The 20,982-nt window shown below is 69.4% G+C and carries 12 protein-coding genes; 9 read left to right on the top strand and 3 right to left on the bottom strand.

Going from position 1 to position 20,982, the window contains the following annotated elements:
- The first annotated feature begins 15 nt into the window (after window positions 1–15).
- Genes HDA43_RS21615 through HDA43_RS21605 form a run of 3 tightly spaced genes read left to right on the top strand, consistent with a single transcriptional unit; the run spans window position 16 to window position 5,373 of the window.
- Complete coding sequence (locus HDA43_RS21615) at window positions 16–2,256, top strand: UvrD-helicase domain-containing protein (protein WP_179824559.1); 2,241 nt, start codon at window positions 16–18, stop codon at window positions 2,254–2,256.
- The gene (locus HDA43_RS21610; protein ID WP_179824557.1) at window positions 2,253–3,158 is read left to right on the top strand and encodes a serine/threonine-protein kinase; all 906 of its coding nucleotides are present in this window, start codon (window positions 2,253–2,255) and stop codon (window positions 3,156–3,158) included. Before HDA43_RS21615 ends, HDA43_RS21610 begins: the two co-directional genes overlap by 4 nt.
- Before the next feature lie 13 nt (window positions 3,159–3,171).
- Window positions 3,172–5,373, top strand: coding sequence for an N-6 DNA methylase (locus HDA43_RS21605; RefSeq protein ID WP_179824555.1), 2,202 nt, complete (start codon window positions 3,172–3,174; stop codon window positions 5,371–5,373).
- Window positions 5,374–5,514: 141 nt separating this feature from the next.
- Here HDA43_RS21605 and HDA43_RS21600 read toward each other — a convergent pair whose 3' ends face one another.
- A complete protein-coding gene (locus tag HDA43_RS21600) occupies window positions 5,515–5,934 on the bottom strand; it encodes a PPOX class F420-dependent oxidoreductase (protein ID WP_179824541.1) in 420 nt (139 codons plus the stop codon).
- Window positions 5,935–6,072: 138 nt separating this feature from the next.
- Between HDA43_RS21600 and HDA43_RS36050 the strand changes: the two genes are divergently transcribed.
- Window positions 6,073–6,201: a hypothetical protein gene (locus tag HDA43_RS36050; protein ID WP_281395437.1), complete on the top strand. Its 129-nt coding sequence runs from the start codon at window positions 6,073–6,075 to the stop codon at window positions 6,199–6,201.
- Window positions 6,202–6,204: 3 nt separating this feature from the next.
- On the opposite strand, the gene HDA43_RS21595 is transcribed toward HDA43_RS36050, so the two are convergent.
- Together HDA43_RS21595 and HDA43_RS21590 are read right to left on the bottom strand one after the other, a co-directional pair.
- Window positions 6,205–6,741, bottom strand: coding sequence for a hypothetical protein (locus tag HDA43_RS21595; protein ID WP_179824539.1), 537 nt, complete (start codon window positions 6,739–6,741; stop codon window positions 6,205–6,207).
- Complete coding sequence (locus HDA43_RS21590) at window positions 6,738–8,468, bottom strand: methyl-accepting chemotaxis protein (RefSeq protein WP_179824537.1); 1,731 nt, start codon at window positions 8,466–8,468, stop codon at window positions 6,738–6,740. Before HDA43_RS21590 ends, HDA43_RS21595 begins: the two co-directional genes overlap by 4 nt.
- Window positions 8,469–8,695: 227 nt before the next feature.
- Here HDA43_RS21590 and HDA43_RS21585 point away from each other — a divergent pair, with 227 nt between their 5' ends.
- The 5 genes from HDA43_RS21585 (at window position 8,696) to HDA43_RS21565 (ending at window position 20,950) form a co-directional block, all read left to right on the top strand.
- The gene (locus tag HDA43_RS21585) at window positions 8,696–9,214 is read left to right on the top strand and encodes a DUF1643 domain-containing protein (RefSeq protein ID WP_179824535.1); all 519 of its coding nucleotides are present in this window, start codon (window positions 8,696–8,698) and stop codon (window positions 9,212–9,214) included.
- Window positions 9,215–9,434: 220 nt separating this feature from the next.
- Window positions 9,435–11,018 (top strand): serine/threonine-protein kinase, encoded by a 1,584-nt coding sequence (locus HDA43_RS21580; protein ID WP_312873480.1) that lies wholly within the window; start codon window positions 9,435–9,437, stop codon window positions 11,016–11,018.
- A 173-nt stretch (window positions 11,019–11,191) separates the two neighbouring features.
- Entirely contained in the window at window positions 11,192–14,704 is a 3,513-nt protein-coding gene (locus HDA43_RS21575; protein WP_218912348.1) for a helicase-related protein, read from the top strand.
- Entirely contained in the window at window positions 14,701–17,547 is a 2,847-nt protein-coding gene (locus tag HDA43_RS21570; protein ID WP_218912347.1) for a DUF1156 domain-containing protein, read from the top strand. The genes HDA43_RS21575 and HDA43_RS21570 overlap by 4 nt, the downstream gene beginning before the upstream one ends.
- Window positions 17,548–17,551: 4 nt before the next feature.
- Complete coding sequence (locus HDA43_RS21565) at window positions 17,552–20,950, top strand: Swt1 family HEPN domain-containing protein (protein ID WP_179824532.1); 3,399 nt, start codon at window positions 17,552–17,554, stop codon at window positions 20,948–20,950.
- The last annotated feature ends 32 nt before the right edge of the window (window positions 20,951–20,982 follow it).

Here is a 20,982-nt window from a genome sequence, read left to right as displayed (position 1 = left end):
CGAGACGGAGTGAACATGCAGGGTGAGGCGACGCTGCGGCTGCTCGACAAGGCGGACAGGGAGATCTTCAAGCTTCCCCGCGAGGTCAAGGGCGCCATCTACGACTTCCAGCACAAATTCCGGAGGGATCCGGCGAACCCGGGCCTGCGCTTCAAGCAGCTCAAGGGGCACCCGAGGCTGTACTCGGCGCGGGTCAACCAGGACTACCGCGCGCTGCTGCTGCACGCCGGCGACTCCGACTACATCCTGGTGGCGGTCAAGCACCGCAAGGACGTCTACGACAACCTCGACCGGTTCGCCTACCAGATCAACCCGGTCACCGGCGGCATCGAGTTCCTCGACCTGGTCTCCATCGAGGAGACGATCCACTCCGGAGCATCCCGTCCGGATCCCCGGCCCGGCCCGGCGCCGGAGCCCGTGCCCACGCCTGAACCGAAGACGCTGTTCGCCGCCTTCACCGCCGAACAGCTCCTCTCGCTCGGCGTGGCCGAGCCGCTGATCGGGCTGATCGCGAAGATCACCACCGAGGACGAGCTGCTCGGCCTGACCGAGTACGCGCCGCAGCTCACCACCGAGGTGCTGCTCGCCCTGCACGATGGCAGGACCTACGAGGAGGTCCTCGACCAGGTCACCACCCCCGTGGCCGCGGACGAACCGGTCGACGCCGAGGACTACCAGACCGCCCTGACCCGGCCCGCCACCCAGGTCACCACCGACGACACCGCCCTGCGCGAGGCATTGGAGGATGGCTTCGAGCGCTGGCGCGTCTTCCTGCACCCCACCCAGCGCAAGGTGGTGGAGCGGGAGTACAGCGGGCCCGCCAGGGTCAGCGGGGGACCGGGAACCGGCAAGACCATCGTCGCGCTCCACCGGGTGAAGCACCTGGTCGACCGGCTCGGCCCGGGAGACGACACCCCCGTCCTGCTCACCACGTTCAACAAGAACCTCGCCGCGGACCTGCGCCAGCGCCTGCTGGTGCTCGCTGGGAACGAGACGGCCAGGCGAGTCGAGATCGTCAACATCGACAAGCTCGCCACGCAGATCGTCGCCGACGCCGAACCCGGCGGGCACCGCCGATGGATCGACGACACCAAGGCGCTGCAGGAGTGGGAGCATCTGCTCGACGAGCAGGGGGAGACCCGGTGGGACGCGGAGTTCCTGCACTCCGAGTGGTCCCACGTCATCCTCGGCCAGTCGATCAACTCGCGCGCCGACTACTTCCGCGCCCGCCGCGCGGGCCGGGGCCGGCCCATCAGCCGGGAGGACCGGGCGGCGATCTGGCAGCTCGTCGAGCGCTACGTCAAGCGGCTCGACGAGAAGGAGGTGTGGACCTACCGGCAGGTGGCCGAGAGAGCCGCCCGGCTGGAGATCGAACGGGCCCGGCGGCGGGCCTCTTACGAGGCCGACCAGATCAGCTCGGTCAAGGTGCAGCGCGAGTCGGGTATCTGGCACCGCCCCCGCTACCGGCACATCGTGGTGGACGAGGCGCAGGACCTCAGCGCCGCCCACTGGAAGATGCTCCGCGCCATGGTCCCGGAGGGCCCGAACGACATCTTCCTCGTCGGCGACACCCACCAGCGGATCTACGGCAACTACGTGTCGCTCGGCAGCCTCGGCGTCAACATCCGGGGACGGTCCTCCAAGCTCACCCTCAGCTACCGGATCACGCAGGAGAACCTCAAGGCCGCCCTCGGCATCCTCGGCGAGGAGGAGTGGGACGACCTCGACGACAAGCGCGAGGACCTGTCCGGGTACCGGTCGGTCCTTTCCGGCCCGCGTCCCGTACTGCGCCCGGCATCCACCTGGGACGTCGAACTGGACGCCCTCGTCGATCAGATCAAGGAATGGGACACCCCGGCGCTCTCGTCGATCGCCGTCTGCGTCCCACGGCGCGACATGGTCGCGCAGGTCGAGAACCGACTGGGCAAGGCCGGCATCAAGGCCGTGGCCATCGGGCCGGACGGCCCTAAGCTCTGGGACGCGGTCCACGTCGGGACGATGCACCGCTTCAAGGGCCTGGAGTACCAGCGGATGATCCTCGCCGGGGTCGCCGACGGACTGGTCCCCTCCGACCGAGCCCTGCAGTACGAGCACACCGACCCGCTCCGTTACCGGCGCGAGCTGCGGCAGGCCCGGTCGCTGCTGTTCGTCGCCGCCACCCGGGCCAGGGACACCCTGGTGATCTCCTGGCACGGGCAGAAGAGCAGGTTCCTGGGATCCCAGGAATCGCCGGGACACCCAGGACTTCCGGGTTGAGGACGATCGCCGGGCGTTACAAGCTGGCCGGCCCCATCGCTCGCGGCGGCATGGGAACGGTCTGGCAGGGGTCCGACCTGCGGCTCAACCGTCCCGTGGCGGTCAAGCTCATCTGCGAGGAGGAGCTGACGGCCAGGAAGGACGCGACCCGCCGCTTCTATCGGGAGGCGCGGATCACGGCCCGTCTGCGCCACCCCGGCGTACCGGTCGTCTACGACTTCGGCAGCGACGACGATGAGCTGTTCATGATCATGGAGTACCTCGACGGCCACATGGTGCAGGACGTGCTCGCCGAGCACACACCGCTGCCGGTTCCGTGGGTGGTCCTCATCGGGGCACAGGTCTGCGCCGTCCTGGCCGCGGCGCACGGAGCCGGGCTGATCCACCGGGACATCAAGCCCGGCAACCTCGTGGTCTGCGCGGACGCCACCGTCAAGGTGATCGACTTCGGGGTGGCCACCTCCTTCGGCCCCACGGAGTTCTCACAGATCACCGCGGCCGGGCAGATCCCCGGAACGGCCCGCTACATGGCCCCGGAGCTCCTGGACGGCGCGGAGGCGAGCCGGTCCAGCGACCTCTACACGGTCGGATGCCTGCTGTACGAGCTGCTCACCGGCTCGCGCCCGTTCGCCTCCCGGGACCTGCTGACGGAGATCGACCGGAGCCGGCGCGAGGACCCGCCCCCCATGAGGCGGCCGGACGTCCCCCGCGAGCTGGAGGAACTGACGTTCCGGCTGCTCGCCAAGTCTCCGGAGGGGCGCCCCGACGACGTGGTCCGGGTCTTCGAGATACTGGCACCCCTGGTGAGGACGGTGCCGCCGCTGCCGGGGCTGGTGAACAGGGATCTGTCCACCGATCCCGTGCACATGTACGCGGCGGCCGTCCAGCGCGTCGGTACGTAGGTTTGGGGTTCCCATGGGTGACAGCGCCACGGTCGCGGCCGCGGACATCGCGCGGCTGGCCGGGGTCGGGCGGGCCGCGGTCAGCAACTGGCGCCGCCGGTTCGACGACTTCCCCGTGCCGGTGGGAGGAACGTCCAGCAGCCCGCTGTTCTCCCTGACCGAGGTGGAGGAGTGGCTGCGCCGCCAGGGCAAGCTGGCCGAGGTCCCCCTCGGCGAGCGGGTGTGGCAGGAGCTGCGGGCAGGCGTCGAGGACCTGCGCCTCGCTGAGGCCGTCGGTCAGGTCGGCGCGTTCCTGCTCTTCCTCGACCGGTCCCCGAAGACGTGGGCGAAGCTCGCGAAGAAGGACGACGACGTGCTGTCCGCGTCACTCGCCGCCGAGCTCGTTATGGACGACCTCCCGGGGCCGACGGGCGTCTCTCCCGGCAGGCCGCCCGCCGCCGGGTCCGCCCTGGACGACCGTCCGGAGCGGGGTGAGGCCGCCGGGCCTTCCATGGTGTCCGTTCCGCTGCTGCGCGCCGTCGCCGAGCTGACCGCCGAGCAGGGTGCCGCGAAGACCTTCGACTTCATCTGCGAGCGCTACCTCGACGCCCACTCCCGGCGCGTCGTGACGCTGTCACCCGACGTGGCGGACCTCATGACGACCCTGTCCGCCGCCGGGGACGGCACGGTCCTCGACCCGCTGTGCGGGCTCGGCACGCTTCTGCTGTCGGCCGCCGCCTCGGGTGCGACCGCCCTCTCCGGCCAGGAACGGGACGAGCACGCCGCCCGCATCGCCGCCGTACGGCTCCTGCTGCACGGCCACCCCGCGACGGTCCGTGTCGGCGACGCCCTGCGCGACGACCGGTTCCCCTCCCTCCAGGCCGACGCCGTCGTCTGCGGTCCGCCCTTCGCCGAACGCGCCTGGGGCTACGAGGAGCTGGCCGGGGACATCCGCTGGCAGTACGGCCTGCCCCCGCGCGGCGAGCCGGAGCTGCCCTGGGTTCAGCACGCGCTGTTCCACCTCAGGCCCGGCGGCCACGCCGTGGTCCTGATGCCCTCGGCCGCCGCCGACCGCCGCTCCGGACGCCGCATCCGGGCCCAGCTCCTGCGCGCGGGCGCGCTGCGCGCGGTGGTCGCCCTGCCCGCCGGGACCGCCCCGAACGCCCTCGGCTCACCTCACCTGTGGATCCTGCGCAGGCCCGAGCCTGGCGACCCGATCCCCTCCCACGTCCTGATGATCGACGCCGCCGACCTGCCCTGGCCCCGGGTACGGGAGACCGTCCTGGACGGCTGGCGGGCCTTCACCGCCGCCCCCGGGGAAGCCGCGGACGGACGAGGGAGAGCCGCGGACGGGCGGGGAGGAGCGGGTCTCCGGGGAACCGCGGAAACGCGGGTGGGCGCGGACACGCCGGGGACCGTACCGCTCATCGAGCTGCTGGACGAGGACGTCGACCTCACCCCCGCCCGCCACGCCACCGGCCGCTCGGCCGCGGGCGCCGGGCAGCAGTTCGCCGCCTCGCTCGACGCGCTGTCCGCCTCCGCCGCCGTGCTCCAGCGGGCCGCCGAGGAGCTGCGCACGCTCACCGCGTCGGCGGACGAGTTGCCCAGGACCACGGTCGCCGAGCAGGTCAGGGCCGGCGCGATCGTCGTCTGTCAGGCCCCCCGCGGCGAGTCCGGCGCGGGCGCGGTCACCGTTCACCAGGCGCCCTCCGGCGAGCCCGATGCGGGCGCGGCCCCGATGCTGACCGTGAACGACGTGATCGCGGGCCGCCCGCCCACCGGCCGCGCCGCACCCGCACCCGGCTCCGTCACGTCTGCCTCCGGCTCCTCGGCCCCGTCCGCCCCCGGCCCTGTCATCCTCGAACCCGGCGACGTCGTCGTCCCGGCCGGAAGCCGGGCCTTCGCCGCCCGTGTCGTCACCGAGGGCGGCGCGCTCCTCGGACCCGGCCTGTACCTGCTGCGCCCCGACCCCGAGCGGATCGACCCCGACTGCCTCGCCGGCTTCCTCCGGCTCGCCGGCTCCCAGACCTCCCGGCGCGGCCAGACCGGCAGCTCCCGCTCCGACATCCGCCGCGTGGAACTGCCCCGCCTGCCCCTGGCGGAGCAGCGCCGCCTCGGCGACGCCTTCCGGCGGCTGGCCGCCGTGGAGACCGCGGCGTCCGGCCTGGCGGAACAGGGCTCGGCCCTGGTACGGCTGGGCCTCCAGGGCCTCGGCGACGGCACTCTCCGCGGCTGACCGTCCCTTCAGGTCCGGCCTGCGCCGTCCCGTGACGCCCGGCGTCCCCGTCCCGTGACGCCCGGCGTCCCCGTCCCGTGACGCCCGGCTTACGTCGGCCCGTGACGCGCGGCTTCCCCGGCCCGTCCCGATCCGCGGCCTTCAGGCCTGGCTGCTGTCCTTGTGCTCGCCCCAGCCGTGCCAGCGGTCGACCTCGATCCAGGCGCTGACCCGCTTACGGTCCCGCCGCGGGTACGGGTTGCCCCCGTAGTGTCGTGACAACCGGTCGATGTCGCTCAGGTCCTCGTCGTCGCGTATCTCGACGACGTGCCCGATGATGCTGACATGGGTGTACCAGTTGCCCCCGTCGAGCACGGTGAGCGTCACCCGGGGGTCGTTGCGCAGGTGGTCCAGCCGCTTGCGGCTCTCGTCCATGTTGACCAGGATCCGGCCGTCGTCCTCCCAGAGGTACCAGGTGGCCGTGGACACGGGCTGGCCGTCGGACCGGAGCGTCGCGATGACGGCGGGGTTCGCCTTCCTCAACATCTCGACGGCGCCCTCGGGAAGCGGCGGGTTCGACATGGGTTCTCCTCGTTCGGCTCGGCGTCCCCGGGGTGTTACGGGTGACGCGTGTGCGATTCATGAGAAGTATGTCCACGGTGTCACACTCGAATACCGTCGAACCTCACGCTTCCCATCCGTCATCGCGCCGACAGGCATGTGGGCCCGGCGAGCGCGGCGGTCGCGGTGGGGAAGGCCGCCAGGCGGGCGGCCAGCTTCTCGACGACCTGGTGGCAGGGAAGCGCGGAGCTGATCTACAACTCGTTCAGCTGGCTGCTCGTCGCATGATCCTCAGCCCTCGTCGGTCGCCGGGGCGCAGCCGTCCGAGACGAAGTAGATCTCCATGGAGATCGTTCCGCCCGGTGCGGACAGGTCGTGGAAGTTCCGGGTGGCGGCGGCCTCGAAGACGCTCGGGTACGCCTTGCGTGCCGCCGCGTTGACCCGGGTGGCCAGGCGCGCGCCCTCTCCCGGGCCGCCGCTCGCGCCGAAGGTCAGCACCATGCCGGCGTGCCGCCCCGTGAGCCGGTCCCGGTAGGCGAGCAGTTCCTTCTTCACCTGCGCGTTCAGCGCCTTGCCGTCGGCCCCGGGGCTCACCCGGAAGGTGACCTTCACCGGCTTGGCCTTCACCCCGGCGACGCGGGTCGCGCACGGGGAGGGACTCGGGGCCGGAGTGGCCATGGTGCTGCCGGTCTCCGGCCCGGCCGACGCCTTCGGCGGCTCGGGCGGGGCCTGGGCGCCGAGCATGATGATCGTCAGGCCGAGGAGCAGGTCGGCGAAGAGCCAGCCGGCCAGCAGCGTCGGGCGGGAGACCCTCGGGCCGGCTCTCATACGGCTCCGCCGGCGCCGCTCGGGACACCACCGGCCACGACTCCGCCGGGAACACCGCCGGCCATGGCACCACCGGCCATGACGCCGCCGGGCACACCGCAGGACGCGGCGTCGTCCGGAACGACCCCACCGGACGTGACGCCATCGGAGGTGACGAGGCCCGCCGCGGCACCGTTCGGTACGGCGCCGCCGATCACGTCGGTCGCCCGGTCCAACGCGTCCTGGAGCCGGGTGATGGCATGCGTCAGATCGGAGAAGTCGCTCTCGGTGACCTCCTTGATCCGGAACGGCAGGCCCGCGAGGACGCCGTCCAGCGTGGCGGGGAGCCGGTCCAGGGCGTTCCGCGTGTCCTCCAGGACGTTGGCCGTCCGGCCCGAGATGCCGGAGACGGTCTCGATCCGGGAGGCGTGCGCGCCCGCGGCGTCCGACCAGGTGCCGAGGGCCTCGCGGATCTCGGTGCCGACGGTGCCGAAGGCGTTCCGGAAGTCGGCCGATGTGCCGGTGAGCGCGGTGGCCAGCCGGTCGCCGACGGAGGCGACCGCCCGCTCGGTGCCGGCGCCCATCGCGCCGACGGAGACCGCGACGCGGTCGACGGCGACGCCGATGCCGGCGGCGTTGCCCGCCAGTTCGCCGACCCGTGCGTCGAGGACGGCGACCGTCTTCCGGATGGTCTCGATGGAGCGGACCAGCTCCTCGTTGAACGACTCCCGCAGCCCCAGGGTGGTCTGCGAGATGGCGGTGGCCAGCTGGTCCCCGGCCTGCCCGACCGCCTCGGTGGCCCTGGTCCCCGCGTCGTCCACCACCGAGGAGGTACGGTCGACCGCCGTCGCGAGGTCGATGCAGGCGGCGTTGATGCCGGTGAGGTGCCGGTCGAGCGATCCGATGGAGCCCTGCACGTCGGCGGCGCCGGCCATGAGCGCGTCCGTGGCCTTCTGTGTCGCCTCCAGTGCCCGGGTCAGCGCGTCGACCAGCTCCGTCTGGGCGCGGCGGGTGGTGTTCCCCACCCTGTTGATCTGGGCCGCCGCCTTGGTGAGCTCGGCGGTGAAGCGCGCGGGGGAGGCGAGCCGTACCTGGCCGAGCGTGAGGCTCGCCCGGGTCAGGGCGTTCCTGAGCCTGCCGCGCAGCACCGCCAGCTCCCGGTCGAGGTCCCTCTCCCGTCGGTCGGCGGCGTCCTCCTCACCGTTGCGGAGCCGGTGGTCGGCCACCGTGACGACGACGAGAACGCCGATGGCGGCCAGCGTGAGCAGGGCGACGTTGTCGAACTCCCAGAACTCGGCCAGCCTCCCGCCGAAACCCTGCTGCCACATCTCCAGGAAGGGGTGCCGGGCCGCCTCGACGCCGTCGGCCTTGAGCGTCTGGCCGTAGGCGTCCGTCGCCATCTTCAGCCCGAGCCAGGTGACGACGATCGGCAGGAAGACCAGAACGTGGCTGAGAATCGGTACCCACCTCCGGAAGCCGGAGTCCCGGGAGGACGGCTTCGCCTCCGGAGAGCCGGGCAGATCCCCCGAGTGGTCCCCGGCGCCGGACGGGAGCACCGTGTCGCCGGGCGCGAAGGCCGAGAAGAGATCGATCTCGCACCAGCGGGCCGCCTTCCCACCCTCCGGGATGTCGTCCTGCCCGGTTTCGGCGATCGCGTCGGCGAGGTCACGCAGCTGCTCGCCGCGCGCCGCCAGATACGGGTGGTCGGCGAGGTCACGGAGCTCGGTGACGAGCGTATGGTCGGTCACGGACGTCCGACCTCCTCTCGTGAGCGGGGGGTACGGCGGGGCTGGACGGTTCCGATGGATCGATCCAGGGGGCAGCCTGCGCGATCATGATGGCAGATATCGCGCATTTCAACGAAGGCGGAGCCGAGCCCCGGCTCCCGGCCGGCCGTCCCGGGCCGGTGACAAGATCGGAAGACCCGGTGGCGCGGTAAAGTCCTGGAACCCCCCGCAGACCAGGAGAGACCCACGTGCAGGCTGAGGCGAGTCCCGGTTCCCGGACACTGTGCGCGATCCTGCTGAACCCCGCCCTCCGCCCGGCCGCGGAGACCATCTCGTTCCGCAACCTCGGCTGCGCCCTTCCCCTCGTGGGGTGCGACCGGCTCCGGCTGGCCAACCTGCTGGACGTCCCCTCCAAGGACCAGGCCCAGCTCGCCGTCCTCCCGATCGGGGAGCCGGAGGTGACCCAGTCCCGGGCCCTGCTCGCCGAGGCGCTGCGCGGGGCCGACGAGGTCCTGTTCGCCTGGGGATCGAACCGGGTCAGCGGCCGTACGGGCACGATCCTGAGGGAACAGGTGGCCTGGCTGCGTCGGCACCTCGAGACGTCGGGCGTCCGCCGGGCGTGGATGGTGGCGGGCACGCCGCGGCACCCCTCCCGCTGGCGGCAGTACGTGGGGCCGGAGAAGGCCCGGGTGCGGGGCAGCACCTTCGAGGACCGGCTGGCGAAGGTGCTCGCCGCGCACCCCCTCGACGCCCCGGATCCGCCCTAAGCCCCGGACTCGCTCGAAGCTCCGGACCCGATCGGGGTCGCGCATCCGCTCGAAGCCTCGAACATCCTCGGAACCAAAGCCCCTAGCTGACGGGTGTCCGCTCCGCAGGCAGGGCTTCCGTCCGGTTCTAGACACACTTCGGAGTCATGCCTGATAAGTCCCTGCGATCGGCGCGATCATCGGTGTAACTTTGCCGAATGGCGAGGCTCCGGGAGGGCTGGTGACGGCGGGACGCACGGTCGTCGGCGACCGCTACGAGCTGGATCCCCTTCCCCTCGGCCGGGGCGGGATGGGCGAGGTCTACGGCGGCTACGACCAGAAGCTCGACCGCAGGATCGCGGTCAAGCTGATCCGCTTCCCCTACGGCCAGCCCGACGAGGCCCTGGTGAAGCGCTTCGTCCACGAGGCGCGGATCATGGCCAAGCTGGAGCACCCCGGCATGCCCGCCATCCACGACGTGGACGTCTATGACGATCCGCGCGTCGGGCCCCGGCCGTTCATGGTGATGCAGTTCGTCGAGGGCGCCACGTTGGACCACGTCCTGGGGGAGCAAGAGACGCTCCCCGTCGGGTGGGCCACCGGGATCGCCGCGCAGGTCGCGGCCGTGCTCAGTGCCGCCCACGCCCGGGGCGTCCTGCACCGGGACCTCAAGCCGTCGAACCTCATGATCTGCCCCGAGGGCACCGTCAAGGTGCTCGACTTCGGCCTGGCCATGTTCCACGACCCCGAGTTGTCCCGGCTCACCCGGACTGGGACCGTCATGGGCACCCCCTCCTACATGTCGCCGGAGCAGGCCCAGGGGGCGGCGGTGGGCCCGCAGAGCGACCTGTACTCCCTCGGTCTCGTCCTGCACGAGATGCTCACCGGAGAGCGGGTGTTTGATGGGGCGACCGAGTACCGGATCCTGGAACGGCAGGTTCACGAGCCCGCCCCGCCGGTGCGCGACGGGCGTCCCGACGTGCCCCGGGAGCTGGACCGTCTTGTCCTGCGGCTGCTGGTGAAGCGCGCCGAGGGCCGTCCCGCGCGGGCGGAGGAGGTCCACCGGGCCCTGCTGCCCTTCGCGACCGGCCTGCGGCCGTTGCTCGGGGTGGTGGGCCCCGGCCCCAGCCCGGTGCGGATGTACGCCGAGGCGGTCGGCCGCGTCCTCGACGGCGCGGACCCGCGTCCCGCCCCAGGCTCGTCCCTGCGGCCCGACCCCGGCCCATCGTCACAGCCGGCCCGGCAGGCCGACCCCGATGACGCGGTCTTCGACCGGGATACCCTCTCCCGGGCGCGCGGTGAGGCCGAGGCCCTGGCCGGAGCATCGCGGTACGGCCAGGCGGTCGAGGTGCTCGACGCCGCCGTCTCCTCTGCCGGGCGGTCGCTGGACCCGCTGGACGAGGAGGTCCTCGCCCTGCGCCTGCGCCTGGCCGAGGCGCTCTTCGAGGGCGGCGACTACCGCCGGGCGGCGCCCGCCTTCGGTGAGCTGCACCGCGACCTGGCCCGCCGGTACGGCCCGCACGACGAGCGGGCCCTGCACTGCCGCCGCCAGGAGGCGACCTGCCAGGCCCTCATGGGTGAGACCGGCGGGGCGCTGGAGCGGCTGCGGCGTCTGCTGATCGATGTCCAGGTCGTCTACGGCCGCACCGACGCGCGCCCGCTGGAGCTGCGGCGGCAGATCGGCCTGCTGGAGCTGGGTGCGGGCGACACCGACCGGGCCCACCGCACGCTCTCCGCGCTGCTGGAGGACCTCGTCGAGCTTCGCGGGCCGGAGCACCCCGACGCGGTGAAGGTCCGGGAGAGCCTCGGCCGTCTCGCCCTCTGATCACAGGGGAACGCGGCCTCTTCGACACTCGGAAGAGGTGAATTCGATACACAGAAGCTTATTGTGTGAGTTGAAGATTTGATCTATGTTTGACCCGTCCTTGGGGAATCTAACACGCTCCCATGGCTGCAAGTGGATCATGCGCGAAAGTTGCTGTGAAGCGGGAGGCCAGGGTGGCGGGCGTCAGACTCGAGGATCTGACTCCGGGCGCGGTCGTCGGCGGCGTGACACCCGGTGTAGATGTCTCCGTCGTCGCGGTCAAGTGGTACGGCTCCGACGCTGTCGACCTCACCTACCGGACCGCCGGTGGCCAGGTCGAGGACCAGCTCCTCTCCCGCGACCACGAGTCCCGGCTCAGCCTGCGCAAGCCCTCGGCCGCCTATGGCTTCGACGGCGACGGCGCGCTGTTCAAGCTAGCCGCCGAGGCGCTCCGCATCCGGATGGCGGCCCGCTTCGACCCGATGCTCGCGGTCACCACCAGCGACCTGGAGCCGCTGCCGCACCAGATCCAGGCGGTGTACGGCGAGCTGCTCGACCGCACCCCCCTGCGGTTCGTCCTCGCCGACGACCCCGGTGCCGGCAAGACCATCATGGCCGGCCTCTACATCAAGGAGCTGATGCTTCGAGGTGATTTGGAACGGTGCATGATCGTGGCGCCGGGCGGCCTGGTCGAGCAGTGGCAGGAGGAGCTGCTGGAGAAGTTCGGCCTCCGCTTCGAGCAGCTCACCCGCCAGCTCGTCGACGCCCAGCTCGACCAGAGCGTCTTCGACCGCCACCCGCTGCTGCTCGCCCGCATGGACCAGCTTTCCCGCAACGAGGAGCTGCAGGCCCAACTTGAACGGAGCGACTGGGACCTCGTCGTGGTCGACGAGGCCCATCGGATGTCCGCCCGCTACTTCGGCGACGAGCTGAAGAAGACCAGGCGTTACCAGCTCGGCGAGCTGCTCGGCCGGCACGCCCGCCACCTGCTGCTGATGACCGCGACCCCGCACGCCGGCAGCGAGGCCGACTTCCAGCTGTTCATGGGCCTGCTCGACTCCGACCGCTTCGAGGGGAAGTACCGCGAGGGCATCAGCTCCGCCGACACCGACGGGCTCATGCGCCGCATGGTCAAGGAGGACCTGCTCACCTTCGACGGCAAACCGCTGTTCCCCGAACGCCGCGCCTACACGGTGCCGTACGAGCTGTCCGACCCCGAGCGCGAGCTGTACGAGGTCGTCACCGACTACGTCCGCGAGGAGATGGGCCGGGCCCAGCAGCTCGCCGCCCAGGGCGAGGGCCGGCGCGGCAACACCGTCGGCTTCGCGCTCACCGTCCTGCAGCGCCGCCTCGCCTCCAGCCCGGAGGCGATCCTGCAGTCCCTCCTCCGCCGGCACAAGCGCCTGCAGCGGCTCCGCCATGAGCTGGCCACCGGCGGCAGCGCCATGGAGTCCCGGCTGAAGGACCGGCTCGCCGTTGCCCTCGGCAAGGCCCCGGACGACCTCGACGCCGAGCTGGACGAGCTGTCCAGCTCCGAGGTGGAGGAGCTGGAGGACGACGTCGTCGACGCCGCGACCACCGCGCAGACCATCGCCGAGCTCGACAAGGAGCTGGGGATCCTCGCCGACCTCGCCGAGCTGGCCCGCCGGGTGCGCAACTCCGGCACCGACCGCAAGTGGACCGAGCTGTCCGACCTGCTCTGCGATGACCCGCTGATCCGCGACGCCGACGGCAGCCCCCGCAAGCTCATCGTGTTCACCGAGCACCGCGACACGCTGGAGTACCTCGTCGAGCGGATCCGCGGGCTGATCGGCCGCGAGGAGGCCGTCGTCGCCATCCACGGCGGCGTCTCCCGCGACCAGCGTCGCCGGGTCAAGGAGGTCTTCACCCAGGACAGGGAATGTCGCGTCCTCGTCGCCACCGACGCCGCGGGCGAGGGCCTGAACCTCCAGCGGGCCCACCTCATGGTCAACTACGACCTGCCGTGGAACCCCAACCGGATCGAGCAGCGCTTCGGCCGCATCCACCGCATCGGCCAGACCGAGGTCTGCCACCTGTGGAACCTCGTCGCCGCCGACACCCGCGAGGGCGCCGTCTTCCTGCGCCTGCTGGAGAAGATCGAGGAGCAGCGACGCGCCTACAAGGGCAAGGTCTTCGACGTCCTCGGCGAGGCGTTCCACGGCGAGCCGCTGCGCAAGCTCCTCGTCGAGGCCATCCAGTACGGTGACCGCCCCGAGGTCCGCGACCGGCTCAACCAGGTCATCGACGACTCGGTCGGCCAGGGCCTCGACCGGCTGATGCGCGAGCGCGCCCTGGCCCACCAGCGGCTGGAGGAGGCCGACGTCGCCCGGTGGCGGCTGCGCATGGAGGAGGCCCAGGCCCGCCGCCTGCAGCCGCACTACGTCAAGGCGTTCTTCCTCGCCGCTTTCCGGCTGCTCGGCGGCCGGATCGCCGAGCGCGAGACCGGCCGCTACGAGATCACCCACGTCGCCGGCGACATCGTCGAGCACGACCGCCAGATCCGGGCGGGCGTCCCGGTGCTGCGCCGCTACGAGCGCGTCACCTTCGACCGCGAGCTCGTCCGCGTCCCCGGCCGGCCCCGCGCCGACCTGCTCGCCCCCGGGCACCCGCTGCTCGACGCGGTGCTCTCCCTGATCGTCGAACGGCACGGCACCCAGCTCAAGCAGGGCGCGGTGCTCGTGGACCGCCGCGACACGGGGGAGGAGCCGCACCTGCTGGTCGCCGTCTCCCAGGAGGTCACCGACGGCCACAACCACGTGGTCAGCAAGCGCTTCGACTTCGTCGAGCTCGGCCGGACGGCGGCCCGTACGGCCGGCGCCGCGCCGTACCTCGACTACGCGCCCGCCTCGGAGCGGGAGCGGCGACTGGTGGCCGGCGTGCTGGAGGAGGACTGGCTCGCGGCGGGCGTGGAGGACCTGGCGATCGGCTGGGCCGTCGAGCACGGCCTGGCCGTGCTCGTCGACGACCTGCGGACCCGGCTGAAGGCGCAGACCGCCCGCACCCGGACGCTCGTCCGGCAGCGCCTCCTGCAGGAGATCAACTACTGGGACACCCGGCACGCCGACTTGCTGGACGCCGAGCTGACCGGCAAGAAGCTCAAGATCCGGCCGGAGACCGCGCAGCGGCGGGCCCGCGACCTGGAAGCCCGGCTGGAGCGCCGCCTGGCCGACCTGGACCGCGACGAGCTGCTCCAGGTGCGGACCCCGCTGGTGGCCGGCGGCGCGCTGGTCGTCCCGCAGGGCCTGCTCGACCGGCTGGACGGCCTGCGCACCGGCCCGTCGGAGGCGTATGCCAGGGACACCGCCGGGGTGGAGCGGCGCGCGGTGGACCGCGTGCTGGCCGAGGAGCGCAAACTTGGCCGCCTGCCGGAGGAGATGGCGCACAACAACCCCGGCTACGACATCCGCTCCCGAACGGTGGACGACCACTGGGTCTTCATCGAGGTCAAGGGCCGCGTCGCCGGGGCCGCAGACTTCCACGTCACCCGGACGGAGGTGCTGACCGGCAAGAACTCCGGCCGGTCCTTCCGCCTCGCACTGGTGAGCGTGCACCCGGACGGCCCGGACCGCGACGAGGTCCGCTACCTCGTCGACCCCTTCCGGGACGTGGAGTTCGGCGACTTCGCCGCCACCGACCTGGGTGGCGATTGGAACAAGGAATGGGCACGAGGAGGAGCACCGGTATGAGCGACGCTGGCACGGGCGGGACGGACGGCATGGGCGCAGGCGGCACCGGTGCGGGGAGCGGCGGTACGGGTTCGGGCGGGTACCGGAAGAAGCTGATCGAGGTCGCGCTGCCGCTGGAGGAGATCAACAAGCAGTCGGCCCGCGAGAAGTCGATCCGGCACGGCCACCCGTCCACCCTGCACCTGTGGTGGGCACGCCGGCCGCTGGCGGCCTGCCGGGCGGTGCTCTTCGCCCAGCTCGTGGACGACCCCTCCTCGCGCCCCGAGGAGTTCCCCACCGAGGCGGAGCAGGAGGTGGAGCGCAAGCGCCTGTTCGGCATCATCGAGCGGCTCGTGAACTGGGACAACATCAACGACAAGGCGCTCTACGAGGAGGCCCGCCGGGAGATCTGGAAGTCCTGCGACGGCAACCCGCCACCGATCCTCGACCCGTTCGCGGGAGGCGGGTCGATCCCGCTGGAAGCGCAGCGGCTGGGGCTGGAGGCGCATGCCTCGGACCTGAACCCGGTGCCGGTGCTGATCAACAAGGCGCTGATCGAGATCCCGCCGAAGTGGGCGGGGCAGCCTCCGGTGTTCCCGGGAGCGGCCGAGGAGCGGATGGGGGACTGGCCGGGGGCGACCGGCCTGGCGGAGGACGTTCGCCGGTACGGGAAGTGGATGCGGGACGAGGCAGAGAAGCGCATCGGTCACCTGTATCCGAAGGCCAAGCTGGCGGACGGCACCAAGGCCAATGTCATTGCCTGGATCTGGGCTCGTACAGTGACCTGCCCTAACCCTGCCTGTGGTAGCACTATGCCACTAGTCCGCTCTTTCTGGCTTGGCAGAAAGAAAGGAAAAGAACGCTATGTGGAACCGATCGTTGAAGGTAAGCAAATTCGCTTCGAGATTCGCGGCCCTGAGGGGAAGCCCCAAGATGGCACTATCATTAAGGGGAAAGCTGTTTGCTTAATATGTGGGGCACCAGTACGTTCTAGCTATATTCAAAGCGAGGGAAAAGCAAGGCGTATGGGGGTCCAACTCATGGCTATCGCCGCCGAGGGGCCTCGGATGCGCTATTATCTCGCTCCTAATGAAGAGCACTGTCAGGCCGCCGCAGTTGTTCGTCCTGATAATGTTCCGGATTCAGCTTTAGCTGAAGATCCTAGGAACATCTGGTGTGTAAACTACGGGCTAGATACCTTCGATCAGCTTTTTACTGATCGCCAGCTTGTTGCATTCGAGACCTTCAGTGACCTCGTACTTGAAGCACGAGAAAAGATTCTTGGCGAAACACCTTCTGTTGATTCCTGTCGAGGCAGTCATGTCGGCAAGAATGGCGTATATAAAGAAGCGTACGCTGATGCAGTATCGATCTATCTAGCTCTTGCTGTTAGCCGTCTTGCTGACTATTCGTCAACCTTGACGACTTGGTCCAGTAATCCTCAGAACGAGCTGCTGCGTAACACTTTTGCACGACAATCTCTCCCTATGACATGGGATTTTGGGGAAGGTAATATATTTGGCCCATCGTCTGGAACTCTAGATATTATAATTTCTGCGATCGCGAAGAGCATGATGATGCTGCCAAGTGGCGGGCGTGGCGAGGTGGCACAGCTTGACGCTGGGAATCGAACTTATGAAGGGGTTTTAGTTTCGACTGATCCGCCCTATTACGATAATATTGGATATGCAGATCTGGCTGACTTCTTTTATGTATGGCTGCGTCGTTCGCTCGGATCTGTCTTTCCGGACATTCTAAGTACGCTGCTAACGCCAAAGACCGACGAGCTTGTTGCTAACCCTTACCGTCACGGCGGAAAGGGAGGGGCGACACGATTCTTCGAGGACGGCTTCCAAAAGGTTTTCACGCAAATTCGAAAGAGTGCGACAGAGCGATTCCCGATGACTGTTTTCTATGCGTTTAAACAGTCTGAGGTGGATGAAAATGGAGACGCCTCGACCGGTTGGGAGACTCTTCTTGAAGGAATGATTCGTTCGGGGTGGTCAATCACTGCTACTTGGCCAATCCGCACTGAGCGGGGTGGTCGCATGATCAGCATTGGAACCAACGCGCTTGCCTCCTCGGTAGTGCTAGCGTGTCGCCCTCGACCGGAAACGGCTGGTTTAATTGACCGGCGAGGCCTGATTAATATTCTCAAGACTGAACTTCCTGGCGCACTTCGTGACCTGCAGCAGGGTGGAATAGCCCCAGTTGATCTGGCTCAAGCGGCGATTGGGCCCGGGATGGCAGTATTTTCCCGGTATGCGCAGGTAATTGAATCTGATGGTTCTCCAATGCGGGTTCGTGCGGCGCTTATTTTAATTAATCAAATCCTTGCAGAGGTCCTCTCTGAGCAAGAGGGAGACTTCGACTCCGACACTCGCTTTTGTATCGAATGGTTCAAAGGTTACGGTTTCGATTCAGGTAAGTTCGGTGAGGCTGACACCCTCTCCAGGGCCATGGACACCGCAGTCGCCGGTCTCGATCGAGCCGGAGTGCTCAAGTCACGCGGCGGGATCGTCCAGCTCTTTAGCCCAGGGGAGCTTCCGAACGACTATGACCCCCGAGACGATGATCGGATTTCTGTCTGGGAAGTCGTTATGCATCTGGCCAAGCGGCTGGACGAGGAAGGCATCGGGGCGGCCGGGGCACTCATGGCCGCCGCAAAGACCAGAGTTGACCTCGACACTTCCAAGGAACTCTCCTACCTGCTCTACTCGATCTGCGAGAAGCGCAACTGGGCCAAAACAGCACTGCTCTTCAACATGCTCGGATCGGAATGGTCGGAGATCGAGAAGGCGGCGCGCAACGCGCCGATCCCGATGACCCAGGGAATGTTCGACTTCACCCCCGAAGAGGACTGACGAGATGGCGCTCAGCAACAGGGACAGGATCGGCCGGGGTCTGGAGATCCTTGGAAAGGGCCTGGAGCCGTTCGTCGAGTTGATGATGAGCATGGCCACGACCGGCAGCCATGACTGGCTCCAGGTCATCGAGGCCCGGGACGCGGCCAAGCACGGCGTGAACAGGTCCTACGAGAAGACCGACGTCCGCTTCCTGCTCCGGGTCCTCACCGAGGAGTGGCGGGTCTTCAAGGACCGCCTGTCCCGGGTGGAGCAGAACTTCGCCAGCGAGCTGCGCGAGGTCGGCAACAAGTGGGCGCACACCAAGCCGTTCTCCGGTGACGACACCTACCGCGCCCTCGACACGATGGAGCGGCTGCTGACCGCGATCGGCGCCATGGACCGGGCCGACGAGGTGCGCAAGCTCCGGCTGGATCACCAGCGCGGCCTCTACGACAGCGAGGCCCGCAGGGCCGCACAGTCGGTGACCTCCATGCCCGTCGTCGAGGCCAACGGGCTCAAGTCGTGGCGGGAGGTCATCACCCCCCACACGGACGTGCAGCGGGGCAAGCTGGACGCCGCCGAGTTCGCCGCCGACCTGCACATGGTCTCCATCGGGGAGAGCACCGGCGAGGAGTACTCCGACCCGGTCCAGTTCTTCCGGCGCACCTACCTCACCGAGGGGCTGAAGGACCTGTTGAAGCGCGCCGTCGAGCGGGTCGGCGGCGACATGAACGCCACCCCGGTCTGGAACCTGCAGACCAACTTCGGCGGCGGCAAGACCCACTCGATGCTCGCCCTGTGGCACATCTTCTCCGGCACGCCCCTGCACGAGTTCCCTCAGGAGGTCGTCGACCTGCTGCAGGAGACCGACGCTCGCGTGGTCAGCGAGAAGGTCAACCGGGCCGCGCTGGTCGGCAACCACATCGACCCGAAGGCCGGCAAGGTCAAGGAAGATGGCACTCATGTCCGCACGCTCTGGGGCGAGCTGGCCTGGCAGCTCGGCGGCCGGGAGGCGTACGAGATCGTCAGGGAGTCCGACCAGGCGCACACCAACCCGGGTGACGCGCTGCGCCGGCTCCTGGCGGCGTACTCGCCCTGCCTAGTCCTCATCGACGAGTGGGTCGCCTACGCCCGGCAGCTCTACGGGCGCGAAGATCTGGAAGCCGGGACGTTCGACACCCAGTTCACCTTCGCGCAGACCATCACCGAGGCGGCCAAGGCGGTGCCCGGCGCGCTGCTCGTCGTCTCCATCCCCGCCTCCAGCCACAAGGAGGCGGAGGAAGGGATCATGGGCAGCGCCCTGGAGGTCGGCGGCGTCAACGGTCAGGCCGCCCTCGACCGGCTGCAGAACGTGATCCGCCGCGTCGCCCAGCAGTGGCAGCCCGCCCGTGCCCACGAGTCCTTCGAGATCGTCCGTCGCCGTCTGTTCGAGGAGCCCAGCGCCGCGGCCAAGGCCGAGATCGCGGCGATCGCCAAGCAGTTCTGGAAGTTCTACAACGACCACAAGGGCGAGTTCCCGCGCGAGTGCTCCGAGGTCGCCTACGAGAAACGGATCATCGACGCCTACCCGATTCACCCGGAGCTGTTCGACCGGCTCTACGAGGACTGGTCCACCCTGGACCGCTTCCAGCGCACCCGAGGCGTGCTGCGACTGATGAGCATGGTCATCCAGCGGCTCTGGCAGTCCCAGGATGCTGGACCGCTGATCATGCCCGGCTCGCTGCCGCTCAACGACCCGAAGGTGGTGGGTGAGCTGGCGCAGTACCTCCAGGACAACTGGAAGGCCGTCCTGGAGACCGACGTCGACAGCGAGACGGCCACGCCGGTCCAGATCGACGGGGAGCGGACCGTCTTCGGCAAGCGCGCACTCACCCGCCGGCTGGCCCGGACGCTCTTCTTCGGCTCCGCCCCGACGCTGACCAGACCGCACAAGGGAATCGAGCAGCAGAACATCCGGCTCGGCGTCGCCCTCCCCGGCGACGTGGTGGGCAACTTCGGCTCCGCCCTGCACGTCCTCACCGACCGGGCGACCTTCCTCTATGTGGACGGGTTCCGCTACTGGTACGACACGCAGGCGTCGGTGACCCGTACTGCCAAGGACTACGCCGAGCGGCTGCATAAGGAGGATGTCTGGCTGGAGATCGTCAAGCGGCTGCGGGCGAAGGAGCTCAAGACGCGGGGCGACTTCTCCGCCGTACACGTCACCGACGATGGCGCGGAGGTGCCGGACACCGGTGACGCTCGCCTGGTCATCCTGCACCCGAGCGTCGTCCACGCGAAGAACGACCGCGGCTCCTCGGCCATGGTCCGCGCACAGGAGATCCTCGACAAGAGGAGCAGTGCCCAGCGGATCAACCGCAACATGCTCGTCTTCCTCGCCGGTGACGCCAAGCGGATGGAGGAGCTGGCGGAGGCCGTACGGGAGTATCTCGCCTGGAAGAACATCACCGACCGCAGGGACGAGCTGGACCTCACCGTCCAGCAGATCAAGCAGGTCGAGACCCGGCTCGCCAACGCCGACCAGGCCGTCGAGCTGCGGATCAGGGAGACCTACTACTGGGCGCTGGTTCCGGCGCAGGCGCCCGGAGCCCACATCACCTGGCAGATGGAGAAGGCGGACGGCAGCAAGGAGCGGCTCGCCGAGCGGGTCAGCGCCAAGCTGCGCCAGATCGACGCGCTCCGGGTGATCCAGGCCGCCTCGGTCATCCGGGGAAACCTGGACAACGAGCTGGCCAGCGTCTGGCAGCGGGGTCACATCTCCATCAAGGAACTGTGGGACTACTACTGCCGCTACCCCTACCTGCCGAGGCTGCGGGGCCGCGAGGTGCTGGAGGGTGGCATCGTCGCCGGCCTCGACGAGATCGACTGGGAGCGCACCGGGTTCGCCCTCGCCACCGGCTACGACGGCGAGCGGTTCGAGGGCCTGGTCCTGCCCTCCCGTGCGGGCTTCGGGCAGGTCACCGACGGCACCCTGCTGGTCCGGCCGGACCTGGCCGTCGCCCAGCGCGACGCCGAGGAACGGGCCCGCGCCGAGGCCGAGGCTGAGGCCGCCCGGCGGGCCGGGGAGACCGGCGGAAGCACCACCGGAGACGCCGACGGGAGCGACACGGACGGAGGCCGATCCGGTAGCAGCGATACGGACACAGGCCCTCGCCCCGACCCAGAGAAGCCGAAGCCTGGTCCGAAGAACGTCCGGTTCTTCGGGGCCACCAGGCTGGATCCGGAGTTCTACCAGAAGAGCTTCACCAAGCTGGCCCAGGAGGTCATCCAGCACCTGGCCGCGGCTGAGGGCGTGGAGCTGGAGCTGAGCATCGAGATCACCGCGCGCAAGGCGGACGGCTTCCCCGAGGACAAGGTACGCATCGTCTCGGAGAACGCCCGCGTGCTGAAGTTCGACCAGTTCGGCTTCGAGGACCGCTGAGAGCGTCGATGTGCCCGCCCGTTACGGCCGGG

It is taken from the genome of Streptosporangium sandarakinum (assembly GCF_013409935.1).
In the GTDB taxonomy this organism is placed as follows: domain Bacteria; phylum Actinomycetota; class Actinomycetes; order Streptosporangiales; family Streptosporangiaceae; genus Streptosporangium; species Streptosporangium nondiastaticum.
The sequence above is the reverse complement of the archived record's forward strand: the minus strand, read 5'-3'. Positions and strand labels throughout refer to the sequence as shown.

Bases quoted from the DNA above. Each gene is read 5' to 3' on its own strand.
- HDA43_RS21600 (WP_179824541.1), bottom strand. From the start codon at position 5,934: ATGTCGAACCCGCCGCTTCCCGAGGGCGCCGTCGAGATGTTGAGGAAG.
- HDA43_RS21570 (WP_218912347.1), top strand. From the start codon at position 14,701: ATGAGCGACGCTGGCACGGGCGGGACGGACGGCATGGGCGCAGGCGGC.
- HDA43_RS21595 (WP_179824539.1), bottom strand. From the start codon at position 6,741: ATGAGAGCCGGCCCGAGGGTCTCCCGCCCGACGCTGCTGGCCGGCTGG.
- HDA43_RS21565 (WP_179824532.1), top strand. From the start codon at position 17,552: ATGGCGCTCAGCAACAGGGACAGGATCGGCCGGGGTCTGGAGATCCTT.
- HDA43_RS21605 (WP_179824555.1), top strand. From the start codon at position 3,172: ATGGGTGACAGCGCCACGGTCGCGGCCGCGGACATCGCGCGGCTGGCC.
- HDA43_RS21615 (WP_179824559.1), top strand. From the start codon at position 16: ATGCAGGGTGAGGCGACGCTGCGGCTGCTCGACAAGGCGGACAGGGAG.